Genomic DNA, 16,959 nt, shown 5'->3' on the forward strand with positions numbered 1-16,959 from the left:
TAAATGTCTACAAAACTCAAATCTCCCGATGAATTGCCAAACAAGCCTGGTGTCTATATAATGAGAGATAAAACGGACACCATAATCTATATAGGCAAAGCAAAAAATCTTGTTAAAAGGGTTAAATCTTATTTTCGTGAAAAACTTGACAGGCCTAAAACTCAAATTTTAATGAGTCATTTTGATAGTCTGGAGTATATCGTAACCAATTCTGAAAAGGAAGCCCTAATTTTAGAAGCCACTTTGATTAAAAAGCATCGTCCCAGATATAATGTCCAATTGAAGGATGATAAGAGATATCCTTATGTAAAGATTACCTCTGAGAAGTTTCCGAGATTGGTCATTACAAGAAACGTTACGAAGGACGGAATATATTATGGGCCGTTTACTGATGTCGGTTCAGTCAAGCAGACTGTTAAATTTTTAAAGTCACTGTTTAAAATCAGAACCTGTCGCAATATGGATGGGCCATGTCTAAACTCACAGATTGACTTATGTTATGCTCCATGTGATGGGAAAATTTCCCAGGAGGAATATGGTGAAATCATTAATAAAATCGATTTGTTCTTCCAGGGAAAGTATTCTACCATAGTTAAAAATCTTAAGCGTGAAATGGCTGAAGCAGCAGCAAATGAGGAATATGAAAAGGCGGCTGTAATAAGGGACCAGATTTCATCAATCGAAGAGATTATGGAAAAGCAGTTTGTCGACTTGGTGGATGATGATTTGGACCAGGATGTAATAGCCATTGCCCAAGGCGAAAACGAGGTTGTGGTCATCATCATGCCGATTAGAAATGGTAAGATAGTTGGCCGTGATGACTTTTTGATGAGCGGTTCTCAATATGATTCATCATCTGAGATACTCTTTGCATTTATTCAACAGTATTATGGATACAATAGACATGTTCCAAAGCAGATTCTTCTGGATGAGGATATTGATGATAAGGAATTGCTTGAAGAGTGGTTGAGTGATTTAAGAGGTAATAAGGTGCATATTAAAGTTCCTCAAAAAGGTGTTAAGTTACGTTTGGTGAAAATGGCTCGCAAAAATGCCGAAATTATAAAGCATCAAAAGAAAAAGATGGAAAATGCACTGATAGAGCTTAAAAAATATCTCAAACTTGAAAAATTGCCTCGTGTGATGGAAGGATATGATATCAGTAACATTTCAGGTGAATTTGCGGTCGGTTCAAAGGTATCGTTTAAGGATGGAAAGCCTAACAAAAAAATGTATAAGCATTTCAGAATGGAAACTCCAGGACCTAATGACTTTGCAATGATGGAAGAGTTGCTGACTCGCAGATTAAAAATGATAGACAGAGATCCGGAACCTGACTTGATTGTAATTGATGGTGGTAAAGGACAGCTGGGTATGGCTTGCGGGGTTTTGGATAAATTGAATCTGACTCATATTCCAATAATTGGTCTTGCAAAAGAATTTGAAGAGATATATCTTCCAAATACCAAGCGTCCAATTATAATTCCTAAGAACAATAAGGCTCTTCACTTGCTTCAGCAAGTGCGTGATGAATCACATAGGTTTGCAATAACGTATCATAGAAAACTGCGCAGTAAGAATATTTCAGCTTCATCTCTTGACGATATCGCTGGAATTGGTAAAAAACGTAAAGTTGCTCTTTTAAAAGAGTTGGGAAGTATTGAAAATATTAAAAAAGCATCTGTGGAAGATTTAGCTAAAATAAAAGGCATGAATCAAAAAACGGCTGAAAATGTCTATAACTATTATCACTAAACTATTATCTATTTTTAGAAAATATGGCTTATTTTCCATTAAGTTTAAATATAAGAATTTTAATAATGTTTGTATAATAAATGTAAAAAAAGGTTTAAATTATGGTTAAATGTCCTCGATGTGGTTATGAAAATTCTCCTACATCTACATATTGTGATAACTGCTCATATCTTTTAACTGATCAAAACGGCAATCGCCTTAGCAGTACTAAAAGAACAAGCAGTTGGAATATGGGCCTAGCTAAAAAAATTGTTATTGTTTTGGGTATTGTTGTTGTAGCATTATTGCTATTCTCATTTATTTATAATGTGTCCCAACCTTCTCCTGAAGAAAATTTAAATGTTATTACAGACAATGGAAGTCTTAATCATTCTTCTTCTTATCCTTTCACAGCCGTTGTTAACTATGAAGGCAGTTGGTTTTCCAAAATGGGTGACCCAAATTACCTTTCGGAAGAGTCTGGAAACGGTCAAAAAAGAGTTATTTTAGACTGTGCATCCTGGGAAAGGGTGTATATTATGGCTCAAAAAGAAGATATGGGTGATGGTACTCTCACAATACAACTTTTAAAAGATGGTCAGGTTGTAGCTCAAAATTCAACTACAAATACAACTGGAAGTATTGAAATAAATTATAATAATTAAAAAATTATAATTCGTTTATTTTTGATTCAAGCAATTCCACTAGTTCATCGGTTTTGTAGAGACGGATTTCCTGTTCGTCTTTGCCTTTGAATATTTTGATAAATTTGATGAGATCATTGCATAACTGGTCATATTGAATGCTTAATGTATTGAAGTTAGACAATAGTCCAAATGCCTTTTCCTGGTCTAGTTTTGGATTGTCTTTCAATATTCTTTCAATATTTGCAAAATGAGTTTCAATCATTATTTTTTCTTGTTCTAAGCTATCTAAGTATTCTTGAATTTTATTTTCATTAGCCATTTTAATCACTTGTTTTAAATGTATAATGATTAAAATATAAATAGTTTCAGAAATAAAGATTTGTATATTATAAGGGGCATTAAGAATGATAAAAGTTGAAAATGTAAGCAAGGATTATGAACTTGATGATGGAACTAAAGTTAAAGCATTAAATGATGTTAGTTTTGAAGTTAAGGAAGGTGAAATTCTTGGAATCATGGGTAGAAGTGGTTCCGGTAAAACTACACTTTTAAGAGCTTTAAGAGGTGTTGAACATATTGATGCTGGAAGCATTACTGTAGGTAGCGACAGCGTAGATGCCGACTCTTCTCAATTTTATTATAATAATCTCAAAAAAGTAACTGCAATTCATCTTCAAAGGTCTTTTGGTCTTTGGCCGGATACTGTGCGTGAAAATGTCTTGAGAAAGTTATATGCACGCAGATATTTTGATGAGGGGGATACCAATTTCGAAGTTGCCGAAAGCGAGTTCGGTCAGGAAGCTGATGAAATATTGGAACTTGTCTCTTTAACTCACAAGGCAGACCATTATGCATCCGTTTTAAGCGGCGGTGAAAAGCAAAGACTAATTATGGCAAGACAACTTGCAAAACAGCCTAAGGCTTTACTTCTTGATGAACCTGCAACCATGGCATGCCCCAAAACAAAACAAGAAATTCTTGATGCGGTTAAAAAAATTAATGAAGAATTGAACATTACCGTTGTTGTTGTTTCTCACTTGCCTGATGTCCAGAAATATTTGGCTGACAGAGTTATTTTGCTTGAAGATGGTGAAATTGTTGATGAAGGAAGCCCTGATGAAATCTGCGACAAGTTTATGGAAGATATGGAGCCTATAGTGGACATTCAAAATATTGCTACTGATGAGGATGTTATTGAAGTAAAAGATGTTTTCAAGAGGTTCTACTTATTGACGGGTGGAGAAGTATTGCAAATTGAAGATATAAACTTCAAAGTGCAGAATGAAAATATTTTAAGTATTATCGGACCTAGTGGTGCTGGAAAAACTGTTCTTTTAAGAATGCTCGGCGGATTGGATGATCCTGATAAGGGTGAAGTGTTGTACGATGTGGATGGTAAATGGGAAGATATAGACATTCCCGGAATGGGACGTATGAAAATAAGGTCCAAATTAGGTTTCATGCACCAGGAATTCGCATTAAACCATTATGCAACTGTTTTGGATCAGTTGGCCGTTAGGTTAGGTTACAAAAATCAGGACATTATAAAAGAAGCTCAGGAAAGAGCTAAAAAAATAGGTCTCAGTGAAGAGTTACTGGACTCATTTTATTTGCTGACAGATTTACCTGAAATTGAAGCCAAGGAGCGTTTGATGCAGGTTGGTTTGGATCCTGAAATTCTCAATGACTTATTCCCAAAATTCCCCGAAACCGCAACCAGGGAAGCTGTCGAAGACATCTTCGAAAGCTTAAATCTGGATTTGGATATTCTGTATAGAAGGTCCTATGAATTGTCCGGTGGTCAAAAAGTGCGTGTAATGCTTGCATTAATTTTAATTTCAAGGCCAAAATTCTTACTTTTAGATGAACCATTTGGAGATTTAGATCCGGTTACCTTAAGAACTGTAACAAATTCCCTTAAGAAGATTTCAAAAACTTATGGAATTACAATTGTAATGATTTCCCACAATACAGACTTTATTAAGGAATTGAGTAACAGGGCAATCTTCATGGATGACGGAAAAATAATTGATGACAGTGAGGATATGGATAAGATTGTTGATAACTTCATTGATTTCTGTCATGCGGATTACCTGAAAGGGGATAAGTAGATGTTTGATGTGATAATGGTTCCTATTGATGGTTCTGATTATAGTTTTAAGGCAGCTGACTTTGCTATTGAAATTGCTCAAAAATTTTCTTCCAAGATTGCGGCAGTGCATGTTCTGGAGGAATTTTCATTCAATAGTTATGATTCAGAAGAAGATTCCGGTGATGCTCTTTTAGCTAAAGTTACCAAAAAGGCAAATGAAGTTGGTGTTGAAGTTGTTGAGCATTTGCTTACTGCAGATCCGTTAAGAGACATGAAATTCATCGCCGATCAAACCCGTGCAGATTTGATTGTCATTCATGCACATGGTGCTAATAACAACAGGTTCGTATCTTTTGATGAAAATGATGTTTCAGATACACAAATAGGTTCTGTTTCAGAAAGACTTCTACGGAATTCTGAAGTGCCTGTCTTACTTATCAAATAATTATTTCTTCTAATTCTTTTTTTTAATAATTGAATAGCTATATTTTAACTAAACTTTTAAATACTATAAAAAACTTAGTATTCATAACATAAACTGATTTAAGTTAAGGAGATTTTTTTTATGATTGTTAAAGATTGGTGCTCATTCTGCGGTGAATGTGCAGGAGTTTGTCCAAGAAATTTAATTCAAGTAAGAGAATACGCTTTAGTATTTAATGATGATGACTGTAGAGATTGTGACACTTGCATTAAAGCATGTCCAATTGACGCATTAGAAAAAGAGGACTGATTATTATGATTGAAACTGATGTTATTGTAGTAGGTTCAGGACCTGCAGGTTCTAGTGCAGCAAAACATGCTGCATTAGGTGGAGCAAAAGTTATTTTAATGGATAAGAAATCTGAAATTGGTTCACCAAAAAGATGTGCTGAAGGTGTTTCAATTCAAGGATTGGAAAAATTAGGTATTGAACCTTCACCTCGTTGGGTTACTAAGGAGATTGAAGGTGTAAGGATTCAGACACCTGACGGAACTGACGTATGGTTGACCAAAGATGAAGTATCATTGCCTGAAGCAGGATACATTCTAGAAAGAAAAGTATTCGATAAACATATGGCAATGGATGCGGCAAGAGCAGGCGCAGAAATCAAAATCAAAACCTTAGTAACAGGTGTTGAAAAAATCAATAACGGTTACATTGTTGAAACAGAATGTATGGGCGAAAAAATTGATTACAAATGTAAAATATTAATCGCCGCAGACGGTCCGGAAGGTCACGTTGCAAGATGGGCAGGATTAAGGCCTGCTGCAAAACCTAAAGAAATGGAATCCGGTATTCAGTATGAGATGTGTAACGTTGAATTCGAAAAACCGGGAATTATCGAATTTTACTTAGGATCATGTGCACCTGGAGGATATGTATGGATTTTCCCTAAAGGTGACGACATTGCAAATGTCGGTTTGGCCATTTTACCTCACAAAGCAGAAAAAACAGCAAAGGAGTACTTGGATGATTTTGTTGCAAATTCTCCTTACTTAAAAAATGCGCAAGCTGTTGAAATGAATGTGGGTGGAGACCCTGTAGGTGGAATGACTAAAAAACTTTATGATGATAATATAATGGTTGTTGGAGATGCTGCAGGTCAGGTAAACCCATTAACCGGTGGAGGAATTATTTCCGGTATGACTGGAGGAATGTGCGCTGGTCAAGTGGCTGCTTTGGCTATCAAGGAAGACTGTTCCAAAAAATTCTTGAAACAATATGACAAAATGGCTCATGAAGAATTAGACCATGAAATCAAAAGATACAAAAAGGTACAGGAATACTTGCTCACATTATCTGATGAAGAGCTTGACAGTATTGCTCACGCATTCCAAGGCGAAAGCTTTGAGAAAATTTCAACAACAGAAATAGTCAAAAAATTGATTAAAGTATCTCCAAAAGCTTTACTTAAATTAGGTAAATTTGTATAGGTGTTTTAATTGATTTTAATTACTGGTGGAGCAGGTTATATTGGGGCTCATACTAACAAAGCACTTCATAATGCAGGTTATGAGACTGTTGTAGTCGATAATCTATGTAAAGGTTATGAAAACTTTGTCAAATGGGGTAACTTTGAAAATTATGACTTCGGAAGTGCTGATTTAAGAGAAGTTTTTGAGAAATATGACATTGATGGAGTCATACATTTTGCAGCTTTTTCATCAGTAGCAGAATCTGTTGAAATGCCACAAAAATACTTTAAAAACAATTATAAAAATACATTAAATCTTTTAAAAATCATGAGAGAATTTGGCGTTGATAAATTCATTCTTTCATCAACTGCTGCTGTATATGGAAATCCTGAAAAGATTCCAATTACTGAAGATACTGATTTAAAACCAATCAATCCTTATGGACACTCCAAATTTATCACTGAAAAGGCTTTAGAAAGGGAAGCTGAAAAAGGTGATTTTAATTATGTATCTTTAAGATATTTCAATGCGGCGGGTTGTGATTTTGATTGTGAGGTCGGGGAACTGCATGACCCTGAAACTCACTTGATTCCATTGGTATTGGATGCTGCCATTGGCAAAAGAGATTGCATCTACATCTTTGGAGACGATTATGATACTCCAGATGGAACTTGCATCCGTGATTATATCCATGTAAACGATTTGGCTGATGCCCATATTAAGGCATATGAATATCTTTGCGAAAAAAATCAATCAAATATATTTAACCTGGGAAACGGCGAAGGTTATTCCGTTCGTGAAGTTATTGACATGTGCAAAAAGGTCACAGAGCGTGACTTTGAAGTCAAAATAGATGAGCGTCGTGAAGGTGATCCCGCTATTCTGATTGCAGATTCATCAAAAATCAATGAAGAATTGGGCTGGGAGCCTAAATATAATCTTGAAGAGATTGTTTCTTCAGCATGGAAATGGCATGAAAAAATAAATGGCGTTTAGGTAATCTTCATGGAAAATGAAACTAATGAGTCAAAAATTGATGTTCGAATAATCGTACAGAGTTTGGATGTTGCTCAAATGGTTTCAAAAGCTGTTAGCAACGTTCAACTAGAAAAGGATTATAATATTGTCGTTTCATCCATTATCCCTACAACCGAAGTAAATATAGTTAAAAAGGTAGCTAAAGGTGCTGACATAATACTTATTGGAAGTTACGGTAGGGATGAAACCTATAATATTCTTTTCAATGAATTAAAAACTGATTTTAACAATGTTGGATTGTTTGATTATAATAATATAATCATTGAAGACGAATCCATTGACTTTAATCTGGCTCAAAAGGAAATTTTAAATTCGATAATTAGGTCCACTTTATCTTATTCTCTAAATCTAATCAATATTCATTCCTTGGAAAATAAGCTGATGAAAGTAACTCATAATTATAATAGTCTTCTTGATGACTATAATCAGGTTTTAAAGGAAAATGAAGTTATTTCTCGTGAAAATAAAGAGTTGCTTGAAGATATTGATGAACTAAAATCCGAATTTTCATCATTTAAATTGCGTTACGAGGACATATATTCCCGTGAAATTCTTGAAATATTTGATTTGTCTGAATTGTGGCAGGAAACTTTTAGGCAGGAATTGACCAATGAGGAACAGGTTGTAATTGCTACAAATAAGTTTAAGCCTGATAATATTATTGTAGGTCAAGGTTATATTGCATCACAATCCAAGCAGGAAGCAATAGACTGGTTAAAAGTGATTAGAACTGCATTAATATTTATTGAAGAAAATAAAGATGATTTGAAGCAGGATTTGGATGATGTTAGTGAATCAAAACCTCCTGAAGTTAGGGATGATTATGATATTCCAAATTCATTTGAAAATTTTTGGGACTAGCTGACTTCAAAACAAATATTATTTTATACTAGTTTAAAGATAATTATAACTATACTATTTATAGGAGTTTGCATATGCAAGGTGAGATGGAAGATAAATGTGGTATTGTTGGAATTCATTCAAAAGATGAATCAAGAAATGTTGCATCCTTTGTTTATTATTGTTTATATGCTTTACAGCATAGAGGTCAGGAATCTGCAGGAATAGCTACTTTTAATCCTGATAAAGGTTTGAATTACTATTGTGGAATGGGTTTAATAACCGATGTTTTCAAAGATTATGAAATTCATAATTTAAAAGGCAATATGGCGATTGGTCATGTCAGGTATTCAACCACAGGCCAGTCAAAACTTGAAAATTCACAGCCTTTCGTCACTGATTTTGATGACGGATTTATAGCTATGGCTCACAATGGGGATATTGTCAATTCAGATGAGTTAAGGGGAGAACTTATATCAGAGGGTTATGATTTCAAATCAGACACTGATTCTGAAGTAATTTGTTACATGCTTAAAAAAGAGCATTATGATAACAATAAGGATATTCTCGATTCCATCGAATCCGTTTGTCAAAAGCTTGTAGGATCTTATGCATTGACTATTCTGGTTAATGGTGATTTGTATGGTGTACGTGATCCTATGGGAATCAAGCCTCTTGCAGTTGCAAAAAGGGATGATGATTTTATAATCGCTTCTGAAACTGTTGCCTTTGATGTAATCAATGCAAAATACATTAGAGATGTCGTGCCTGGTGAAGTTATTTTCTTTGAAAATGATGAAATCAAATCCCATATGCTTGAAAGCGCAGGCAAATGCAAACTTTCACATTGTATGTTTGAATATGTCTATTTTGCAAGACCTGACAGTACAATTGACGGTGTCAACGTTTATGAAACTAGGATGAATATAGGTCGCCAATTGCATGAACTATATCCTATCGATGCTGACGTAGTAATTCCTGTACCGGATTCTTCAATTCCGGCAGCTATCGGATATTCTAGAGCTTCAGGAATCCCATATGGTGAAGGATTGATTAAAAACAGATATGTTGGAAGGACTTTCATCATGCCAACTCAAGAAGAAAGAGAATTGGCCGTCAGACTCAAATTAAATCCTATCAAGGATGCCATAAAAGGTAAAAAGATAATATTGATAGATGACAGTATCGTTAGAGGAACCACTTCCAAGAAGTTGCTTGATCTTGTCAAAGAAGCGGAACCTGCTGAAATTCATTTCCTTGTAGGATGTCCACCTGTTATATCTCCATGTTATTATGGTGTGGCAATGGCAACCAAAAAAGAGTTAATTGCTGCTAATTATAGTGTTGAAGAAATTCAAGAACAATTGAACATTGATACTTTAGGTTACATCACTTTGCCTGCTTTGGTAAAGGCTATTGGAATGCCTAAAGAGAATTTGTGTTTGGGATGTATTAACGAGGAGTATCCTACAGAACTTCCTGAAGGTCTTGAAGCTGAAACCTATTATAAGCCTTAGATTTTTATGGTTGAACTATTAGCTCCAGCCGGAAATTTCATTTCTCTTCGGTCTGTACTGGAAAATGGTGCAGATGCAGTTTATTTTGGCCTTGATGATTATAATATGAGGGCCAATGCAAAAAATTTTTCTTTGGATGATTTAAGCAAGGTTTCACGAATAGCAAGTGAATATGGGGCTAAAACTTATTTATGCACTAATATTATTTTAAATGAACGTTTAGCCAATGAGCTGAACGGCAATTTGGAGTCTATTTCATCATCACAAATAGACGGACTTATTTTATCTGACATCGGTTTGATAGAGGATGTTGTATCTCATGGCCTTGAAGCGCATATCAGCGTTCAGGAAAATGTAACTAATTCCTACACTTTAAAAACCCTTAAGAAGCTGGGGGCCAAAAGGGCAATTTTGTCCCGTGAGCTGTCTCTGGCCGAAATTACTGAAATTACTAGAAAATCACCTATAGAAACTGAAATATTTGTTCATGGTGCAATTTGCATGGCAATTTCTGGGCGATGCTTTTTAAGTTATGGATTATATGGAAGAAGCGCTAACTGTGGTGATTGTCTGCAACCCTGTCGCAAAAACTGGACGTTGACATATGAGGAAGGTGATGACAATGTTGTCAATTTCTCTGATGTTGAGGATGAGACATTTGTTGTTACTGGAAGCGACGACGGAAGCTACAGGACAAACTTTTTTTCTCCAAAAGACATGTGCATGATTGAATACATTCCGGAGCTTATGAAAAGTGGTGTTGCATCATTTAAAATAGAAGGAAGAGCTCGCAGTCCTGATTATGGGGCGATGGTAACTGGAATTTATCGTGAAGCCATTGACTGCTATCAGGAAGATTCGATAAATTATAAAGTCAAGGATGAATGGATGGAAGAGCTGACAGCTGTTTTCAATAGAGGATTCGATACTAACTTTTATTTTAACACTCCATTTGAGACAAGTGAAGACAATCAGTCAAAATACATTAAAAAGGACATAGGTCAGGTTGTAAATTATTACAATAAGGTTGGAGCAGCGGAGCTGAGAATCTGGGATGATTTGAAGATAGGTGATAAGATAATCATTCAGGGTCAGACTACGGGTTCAATAACTCATACGATTGATTCCATGCAGATTGAAGGAAAATCTGTTGATAATGTTGGCAAAAATTCTAATGTTGCAGTGTTGATTCCTACAAAAGTCAGAAAAAATGATTTTGTCTATAAATTAATTGAAAGAGATGTTTTTAAGGATTAAATCATGAACAGACATATTATTGATGTCTTGGAGCCTTGAAATATGACAAATTCGGCACTATATTATAGATGTTTTATGATTTCCAATTGTAGCAATATTAATAAATTCTAAAATTATAATATTAGTATTGTCTATTGTTATAACTGTATGTGCAATAACATCTTCATTTTTAAGAATTAAAGATATGAGAGAATTAAATGATTAAAAAAATAGCTATTTATGGAAAGGGTGGAATAGGAAAGAGCACTACTGTAGCAAACTTGTCTGCTGTATGGGGAAGCGAAGGCCTTAACTGTATTGTAATCGGTTGCGATCCAAAAGCGGACACTACACGTACTTTATACGGTTCCAGAATACCGACTGTTGTCAACACTTTAAAGGACAATAAGTCTCCAACAAAGGATGATTTGGTTTTTAGAGGATTTAAGGATATTCAATGTGTTGAAAGCGGAGGCCCTGAACCTGGTGTCGGTTGTGCCGGCAGGGGCGTTATTGTAGCTATGAAGCGCCTTGAAAATCTGGGCATCTTTGATGAGGATTTGGATGTTGTTGTTTATGATGTTCTGGGTGATGTTGTTTGCGGCGGTTTTTCAGTGCCTCTTCGTGAAAAATATGCTGATGAAGTATTGATTGTTACTTCTGGTGAGTATATGGCATTATATGCAGCAAACAATATCGTTAGAGGTGTAAAAAAACTTAAAGGCAATCTGAGCGGTATTGTGTGCAACTGCAGAAATGTTGAACGTGAAGAAGAAATTGTCAATGACTTTGCTAAAAAAATAGGCACACATGTTATTGGTACAATTCATAGAAGCAATTTGATACAGGATGCTGAATTAGATGCAAAAACTGTTGTAGAAAAATACCCTGAAAGTGATGAAGCACAAGAATACCGTAACCTTGCTTCAAGCATTATGGCTAATGAAAACGTATCAACTCCAGAGCCAATGGGTGATGAGGAATTTGAGGAATTTTTTAAATCTTATATGTAGGTAATGATAAAGTAACTCATTTTAGTAGATATTGGTTTTAAAGGATATTATTGCGATACAAAAAACCAGCATGTAGATTATGGCAGTAGTTTGACAGGGATTGAAATGTATTCGACAAGATATTCATCTCCAATAGGAGAAATTTTGCTTTTAAGTGATGGGGAAAACCTTTGCGGACTTTCATTCAACAGTCAGAAAAGTGATGTCGATTCCATAGAGGATAACGATTTGGAAATTTTTAAAAAAGTCATCCGCTGGCTGGATGAGTATTTTGAAGGTCAAAATCCGAAAATTGATTTCAATCTGAAGGTTTCAGGAACTGATTTTAGAATGAGGGTATGGGAATTATTGTCCCAAATTCCATATGGCGAAACGGTAACTTACGGTGAAATTGCATCAAGGATTTCACCTACAATGTCAGCTCAGGCAGTAGGGGGTGCTGTTGGTGCAAATCCGATAGCCATTATAATTCCATGCCACAGGGTAATGGGAAAAGGTAATAAACTGACTGGGTATGCTGCAGGTATTGATAAAAAGGTTGAGCTACTAAAAATAGAAAACGGTGATGATTTTGCATGCTAAATCACGCATTGCTTTTTATGCGTCAGTATTTTTAATTTGCATTATTTTAAAGCTGTTTAAAAATGTCAGCAACAATTTAATAATTTCCATTGTAATTATTGCTGCTTTTTTAATGTTATTTAATTATATCTTCAGGAGTGAAGGTCCTAATTTTCTTAAAATTTCAATTATTGTATTTTCCTTCATTGGCCTTCCGCTGTTTTTGCTGTTCTATCTGGGAATTTTTAACTCTATTTCCAATCCTTTAGGAAGAATTGCATTGGTTATATTTGTATTGCTTTTGGGAGTAATTGCAGTTATAACAATATTTAAACTTAATTATGTGGAAATAGCATATGATAGAATTGATGAGAAATGAACGCTGTAAAGATATTCATGAAATCCCCTTTTGATTTTTTTCATTACTTCTACCACTCGGATATGTTTGTATTCATGGAAAATAGGTAAATTATATTTAGAAAATTCAATAAATAGTCTAGTATGGATTTGCCGATAAATATTGTCATAGGTAATGTAATATCCTTGGTTGCAGGCATTTTCCTCATTTTGAGCATGTGGGTAAATGATGAAAAGCAGGCCTATAAGCACCAGTTTTTGAATGCATTCATCCTGATGATTTCATCTGTGTTTTTCTTATCATGGACAGGCGTTGTCACTATGGCCATTGCAGCTTCAAGAAATGCCATGGTATATTATGATAGATTAACGTTCAATTGGGCTGTTGTTTTCATTATCGTTTCGATAGTGATTGGGCTTTTGGTAAATACTATGGGATTTGTAGGCATATTGCCTATAATTGCAATAGTTCAGATCACATTATGCAACTACTATTTAAAGACAATCAAATCAATAAAGACAGGTTTTATTGTTAACAGTGCAATTTACATTATCTACTTTGTGGCGATTTATGATTTTTCTTCGGCAATAATTGAGAGCATCACTGCAATGGTTGGTGTTGTTGCTTTGGCTAAATTGGTATTTTTCAAATCTCCAAAACAGTTGGAGTAAAATATATTCGGAAGGTTTGATTATGAAAAAGCTTGTCATTTTTGATTTTGATGGAACATTATTCGATTCGGTTGATGATGTTGTAATATGTTTTAATGAGGCATTGTCTATGCATAATTTTCCTACTTTGACTAAAAAGGAATATCTAGAAGTATTGGGTGGGAATATTGATGAAGTTGTCTCTCTGATTTTGAAGGATAGGAATTCTAAGGAAAATATGGGACTGATTAAGGAGACATATGGCGAACTGTATTCTAATTCGGATAAGAGAAATACCCTTCCGTTTCCGAATTCAGGGGATGTTTTAAGGAAACTTCAGGAGAGAAACATTTTCATTGCAATCAATTCAAACAGGTCAACAGATTCGATTAAATATTTTGTCAATGAATTCTTCTCTGATATTGATTTTGTGCTCATTGAAGGCCATAATCCTGAATATCCATCTAAGCCAAGTCCAATTGGTGTAGAAAATATTGTCAAAAAGGCAGGTGTAAGTTTGGATGAAGCAATCTATGTCGGTGACTCCAAAACGGATATTAAAACTGCAAAAAATGCAAAAATTGACTGTATACTGGTCAGTTGGGGATACGGCAGTGAAAATGATTTGAAAGATGACAGCGTTTTGGAGGTAATAGATGATATTAACCAGTTGTTGGATTTGGAATTTGCATAATTTTTTATCATTATTATCCTTCTAATTGCTTTAAATTAATATTTTAGATTAATTTTTTAATTAAATAATTTTTAACTGGTTTTAATTCATTTTTCACTGTTTTAAGATGCAAGTAATCACTTGCATGCGAAAAACTTTATATGTGGTGAGATTATATTAATATACTGTATGAGTATGTGATTTACTCAATGCATATTAAATATTTTGAGGTGAGAAAATGAGATTATCTAAAACATTTATCGTATTGCTAACAATATTTGCTGTTGTTGTTTCAGCTGGAATGGTCTGTGCAGAAGAAAATGTAGGTGATGTTGCTGACCCAGGTGTTCCTTACTATGAAGAAGGAACAACACCTTCTGATGATGATTTAGTACCTACCGATGATGCAGCAGTACCTACCGATGATGGAAACAGTACTGATGAAGGGGATATTGCTGATCCGGGAGTTCCTTACCATGCTGATGGAACAAATGCTACAGGCAACATAACTAATTCAACAATCGGAAACGCTACTAATGCTACTTCAGGTAACGTTACCAACGCCACTAATGCTACAGTAGGTCACAACTTATTAAGCACTGGTAATCCAATTTTAATCTTAATCGCTGTACTTGCTGTTCTCGGTGGAGGAATGGTCATTAGAAGAAAATAGGCAATTAATTCATTGCCTTTTTTATTATTTTTTTTAAAAGATACTTTTTTTAGATAAGATTATTTATTCTTAAAACAAATTTTATTTTATGTTATTTGTAAATTATCCGAAATGTTCAACCTGCAGAAAAGCTAAAAACTGGTTGGATGAACATGATATAGAATATGAGTCCAGACACATAATCGATGACAATCCTTCCGCTGATGAATTGCGTCAATGGTGGAATGCATCTGATTTGCCCCTTAAAAGATTTTTCAATACAAGTGGAATGAAATACAGGGAACTGAAACTGAAAGATAAACTTCCAGACATGTCTGAAGATGATCAATTGGATTTGTTAGCTACTGATGGGATGCTTGTAAAAAGACCTATTCTTATTGGAGACAATACCGTTCTTGTTGGTTTTAAGGTTAAGGAATGGGAAGAAAAATTATTGTGATTTGAGCATTTTGCACAAATCATTAATCATATTAAAATAGGGATAGCTAGAATTTTTTGATTTTAACCATTTTTTTTTTGGGAATGTGGGATATTTTGAGATTCGGAGGAAGGTGATAACTCAATGTTATCTCAAAAAATTCCATTATTGGAAATCCTATGAAATCGGTGGTTAATTATGAAGCTACTTTTGATGTAAAATTGCTATTTTTAAACGTGTTTTATCTGTTAACCTGTAGGCAAGGTTTGAAATCCTTTTCTTTAGCTGTGCAGGTATAGTAGCCTGTATATATTTGGGGAAAATTCTTCATTTTCATTCCAATTTTTTAATTAATTTATTTTTGCCATCTCCTAAATTTTGAAAGCCACATTATTGCAACTTTCAATACAGACTTATGCTAATTGCATATAAAAGCTTTTTGTAACCTTTTGGTCACCTCAATTAGCGAAAGGTTTATATATGATGACTGACAAGTCATAATAACCCATCTATTTTTAGGAGGTAAATGTTAATGGAAACTTTAAAGCACATTAAATCATGTCCTATAGAATTGGTTGTTAAATTGATCAATAAAAAATGGGTAATTCAGATAATTCGCGATTTATTCTTTGGTAAATCTCGTTTTCATGAATTTAAAGAAGATAAGCCGGATCTTTCGAATAAAGTTTTAAGCAACTGCTTGAAAGACATGGAGAAAAACGGCTTGATTCACAGAATTGCGGATAAATATGATAAAAAGAATGTACGATACATATTAACTGAAAAAGGCAAGTCATTGAACAAGGTTCTATATGAAATTGCCATGGTAACTGTAGATAGTGAAAATTATTCAGATAAGCTTGCAAACGACTTAAAAACAAGCTTCAAGGAAAACTTATTATAAGTATAAATGAAAAATATTTGGGTTTCGGTGTGGACCCTAAAAAATACTTTTTTTTAATTTAAGACATTTTCAACAAAATTATCCCTGATTTAAGCATTAACTTTAAAAAACAAAAGAATCTTAATTAATATTGTATAAATATTTTAGGGGACAAAATATTGCTAGATATAAAATTATTCAGAGAAAATCCGGAAATTATTATAGACTCTGAAAAGAAGAGATTTAGAGATACTGAAAATGTTGAAAAAGTCATTGAATATGACACCTTATGGAGAGAAGGTGAAAGGAAATTAAATTCCTTAAGGTCTGAAAAAAATAAATTGTCCAAATCATTTAAAAAAGCAAAAGAAGAAGGTAATTTGGATGAAGTAATTGCAAGATCAAAAGAAGTGGCAGCAGAAATCAAAGACCTCACTGCTAAAAATGCAGATTATCTTAAACTCAGAGATGATTACAGATATAAAGTTGGAAACATCATTGATGATGATGTTCCAATTTCAGACACAGAAGATGATAATGTAGTTGTTCGAACTTATGGGGAAATACCAGAACATGATTTTGAATTGTTAAACCATGTGGATTTAATTAAAAAAATTGATGGTGCAGACCTTGAAACTGCAGCAAGCATTGCAGGGGCTCGTTTTTACTATTTGAAAAGAGACATATTGCACTTGAATCTGGCATTAATTCAATTTGCGCTTTCAGA

19 protein-coding genes and 1 pseudogene are annotated in these 16,959 nt (G+C 34.3%); 19 read left to right on the forward strand and 1 reads right to left on the reverse strand.

The window, feature by feature from the left end:
* Positions 1-3: 3 nt before the first annotated feature.
* Positions 4-1,755 (forward strand): excinuclease ABC subunit UvrC, encoded by a 1,752-nt coding sequence (uvrC, locus tag QZV68_RS05530; RefSeq protein ID WP_296879361.1) that lies wholly within the window; start codon positions 4-6, stop codon positions 1,753-1,755.
* Positions 1,756-1,856: 101 nt separating this feature from the next.
* Positions 1,857-2,399, forward strand: coding sequence for a zinc ribbon domain-containing protein (locus QZV68_RS05535; RefSeq protein ID WP_296879363.1), 543 nt, complete (start codon positions 1,857-1,859; stop codon positions 2,397-2,399).
* Positions 2,400-2,403: 4 nt separating this feature from the next.
* On the opposite strand, the gene QZV68_RS05540 is transcribed toward QZV68_RS05535, so the two are convergent.
* On the reverse strand, positions 2,404-2,700 hold the full coding sequence (locus QZV68_RS05540) for a hypothetical protein (protein ID WP_296879365.1): 297 nt from the start codon (positions 2,698-2,700) through the stop codon (positions 2,404-2,406).
* Between the two features lie 85 nt (positions 2,701-2,785).
* Between QZV68_RS05540 and QZV68_RS05545 the strand changes: the two genes are divergently transcribed.
* The 17 genes and pseudogenes from QZV68_RS05545 to QZV68_RS05625 form a co-directional block, all read left to right on the forward strand.
* Positions 2,786-4,492, forward strand: coding sequence for an ATP-binding cassette domain-containing protein (locus QZV68_RS05545; protein ID WP_296879367.1), 1,707 nt, complete (start codon positions 2,786-2,788; stop codon positions 4,490-4,492).
* Complete coding sequence (locus QZV68_RS05550) at positions 4,493-4,918, forward strand: universal stress protein (RefSeq protein ID WP_296879369.1); 426 nt, start codon at positions 4,493-4,495, stop codon at positions 4,916-4,918.
* 120 nt (positions 4,919-5,038) lie between these two features.
* Positions 5,039-5,206 (forward strand): 4Fe-4S binding protein, encoded by a 168-nt coding sequence (locus QZV68_RS05555; protein ID WP_296857871.1) that lies wholly within the window; start codon positions 5,039-5,041, stop codon positions 5,204-5,206.
* A gap of 5 nt (positions 5,207-5,211) precedes the next feature.
* Entirely contained in the window at positions 5,212-6,390 is a 1,179-nt protein-coding gene (locus tag QZV68_RS05560) for an NAD(P)/FAD-dependent oxidoreductase (protein WP_296879371.1), read from the forward strand.
* 9 nt (positions 6,391-6,399) lie between these two features.
* Entirely contained in the window at positions 6,400-7,368 is a 969-nt protein-coding gene (galE, locus tag QZV68_RS05565) for a UDP-glucose 4-epimerase GalE (RefSeq protein WP_296879373.1), read from the forward strand.
* A gap of 9 nt (positions 7,369-7,377) precedes the next feature.
* Positions 7,378-8,271, forward strand: coding sequence for a hypothetical protein (locus tag QZV68_RS05570; protein ID WP_296879375.1), 894 nt, complete (start codon positions 7,378-7,380; stop codon positions 8,269-8,271).
* A 74-nt stretch (positions 8,272-8,345) separates the two neighbouring features.
* A complete protein-coding gene (gene purF / locus QZV68_RS05575) occupies positions 8,346-9,767 on the forward strand; it encodes an amidophosphoribosyltransferase (protein ID WP_296879377.1) in 1,422 nt (473 codons plus the stop codon).
* Positions 9,768-9,773: 6 nt separating this feature from the next.
* Positions 9,774-11,024: a peptidase U32 family protein gene (locus QZV68_RS05580; RefSeq protein WP_296879379.1), complete on the forward strand. Its 1,251-nt coding sequence runs from the start codon at positions 9,774-9,776 to the stop codon at positions 11,022-11,024.
* 197 nt (positions 11,025-11,221) lie between these two features.
* Positions 11,222-12,016: a Ni-sirohydrochlorin a,c-diamide reductive cyclase ATP-dependent reductase subunit gene (gene cfbC / locus QZV68_RS05585; RefSeq protein WP_296879380.1), complete on the forward strand. Its 795-nt coding sequence runs from the start codon at positions 11,222-11,224 to the stop codon at positions 12,014-12,016.
* 105 nt (positions 12,017-12,121) lie between these two features.
* Positions 12,122-12,598 (forward strand): methylated-DNA--[protein]-cysteine S-methyltransferase, encoded by a 477-nt coding sequence (locus QZV68_RS05590; RefSeq protein WP_363137023.1) that lies wholly within the window; start codon positions 12,122-12,124, stop codon positions 12,596-12,598.
* Complete coding sequence (locus tag QZV68_RS05595; RefSeq protein WP_296879385.1) at positions 12,588-12,956, forward strand: hypothetical protein; 369 nt, start codon at positions 12,588-12,590, stop codon at positions 12,954-12,956. Before QZV68_RS05590 ends, QZV68_RS05595 begins: the two co-directional genes overlap by 11 nt.
* A 122-nt stretch (positions 12,957-13,078) precedes the next feature.
* On the forward strand, positions 13,079-13,606 hold the full coding sequence (locus tag QZV68_RS05600) for a YgjV family protein (protein WP_296879387.1): 528 nt from the start codon (positions 13,079-13,081) through the stop codon (positions 13,604-13,606).
* Between the two features lie 22 nt (positions 13,607-13,628).
* A complete protein-coding gene (locus QZV68_RS05605; protein WP_296879389.1) occupies positions 13,629-14,279 on the forward strand; it encodes an HAD family hydrolase in 651 nt (216 codons plus the stop codon).
* A 217-nt stretch (positions 14,280-14,496) separates the two neighbouring features.
* Positions 14,497-14,931, forward strand: a complete 435-nt coding sequence (locus QZV68_RS05610) for a hypothetical protein (protein WP_296879391.1) — start codon at positions 14,497-14,499, stop codon at positions 14,929-14,931.
* 88 nt (positions 14,932-15,019) lie between these two features.
* Complete coding sequence (locus QZV68_RS05615) at positions 15,020-15,370, forward strand: arsenate reductase family protein (RefSeq protein ID WP_296879393.1); 351 nt, start codon at positions 15,020-15,022, stop codon at positions 15,368-15,370.
* A 511-nt stretch (positions 15,371-15,881) separates the two neighbouring features.
* Complete coding sequence (locus QZV68_RS05620; RefSeq protein ID WP_296879395.1) at positions 15,882-16,253, forward strand: helix-turn-helix domain-containing protein; 372 nt, start codon at positions 15,882-15,884, stop codon at positions 16,251-16,253.
* Between the two features lie 158 nt (positions 16,254-16,411).
* Positions 16,412-16,959: pseudogene (locus QZV68_RS05625) on the forward strand (serine--tRNA ligase); the annotation flags it as partial.

The organism is uncultured Methanobrevibacter sp. (assembly GCF_902801725.1).
GTDB lineage: Archaea > Methanobacteriota > Methanobacteria > Methanobacteriales > Methanobacteriaceae > Methanocatella.

Coding starts and splice junctions, on each gene's coding strand:
- QZV68_RS05555 (WP_296857871.1), top strand. CDS start 5,039: ATGATTGTTAAAGATTGGTGCTCATTCTGCGGTGAATGTGCAGGAGTT.
- QZV68_RS05550 (WP_296879369.1), top strand. CDS start 4,493: ATGTTTGATGTGATAATGGTTCCTATTGATGGTTCTGATTATAGTTTT.
- QZV68_RS05600 (WP_296879387.1), top strand. CDS start 13,079: ATGGATTTGCCGATAAATATTGTCATAGGTAATGTAATATCCTTGGTT.
- QZV68_RS05610 (WP_296879391.1), top strand. CDS start 14,497: ATGAGATTATCTAAAACATTTATCGTATTGCTAACAATATTTGCTGTT.
- QZV68_RS05620 (WP_296879395.1), top strand. CDS start 15,882: ATGGAAACTTTAAAGCACATTAAATCATGTCCTATAGAATTGGTTGTT.
- QZV68_RS05540 (WP_296879365.1), bottom strand. CDS start 2,700: ATGGCTAATGAAAATAAAATTCAAGAATACTTAGATAGCTTAGAACAA.
- QZV68_RS05545 (WP_296879367.1), top strand. CDS start 2,786: ATGATAAAAGTTGAAAATGTAAGCAAGGATTATGAACTTGATGATGGA.
- QZV68_RS05580 (WP_296879379.1), top strand. CDS start 9,774: ATGGTTGAACTATTAGCTCCAGCCGGAAATTTCATTTCTCTTCGGTCT.
- QZV68_RS05570 (WP_296879375.1), top strand. CDS start 7,378: ATGGAAAATGAAACTAATGAGTCAAAAATTGATGTTCGAATAATCGTA.
- QZV68_RS05615 (WP_296879393.1), top strand. CDS start 15,020: ATGTTATTTGTAAATTATCCGAAATGTTCAACCTGCAGAAAAGCTAAA.
- purF (WP_296879377.1), top strand. CDS start 8,346: ATGCAAGGTGAGATGGAAGATAAATGTGGTATTGTTGGAATTCATTCA.
- uvrC (WP_296879361.1), top strand. CDS start 4: ATGTCTACAAAACTCAAATCTCCCGATGAATTGCCAAACAAGCCTGGT.
- QZV68_RS05605 (WP_296879389.1), top strand. CDS start 13,629: ATGAAAAAGCTTGTCATTTTTGATTTTGATGGAACATTATTCGATTCG.
- QZV68_RS05590 (WP_363137023.1), top strand. CDS start 12,122: ATGTATTCGACAAGATATTCATCTCCAATAGGAGAAATTTTGCTTTTA.
- cfbC (WP_296879380.1), top strand. CDS start 11,222: ATGATTAAAAAAATAGCTATTTATGGAAAGGGTGGAATAGGAAAGAGC.
- QZV68_RS05535 (WP_296879363.1), top strand. CDS start 1,857: ATGGTTAAATGTCCTCGATGTGGTTATGAAAATTCTCCTACATCTACA.
- QZV68_RS05560 (WP_296879371.1), top strand. CDS start 5,212: ATGATTGAAACTGATGTTATTGTAGTAGGTTCAGGACCTGCAGGTTCT.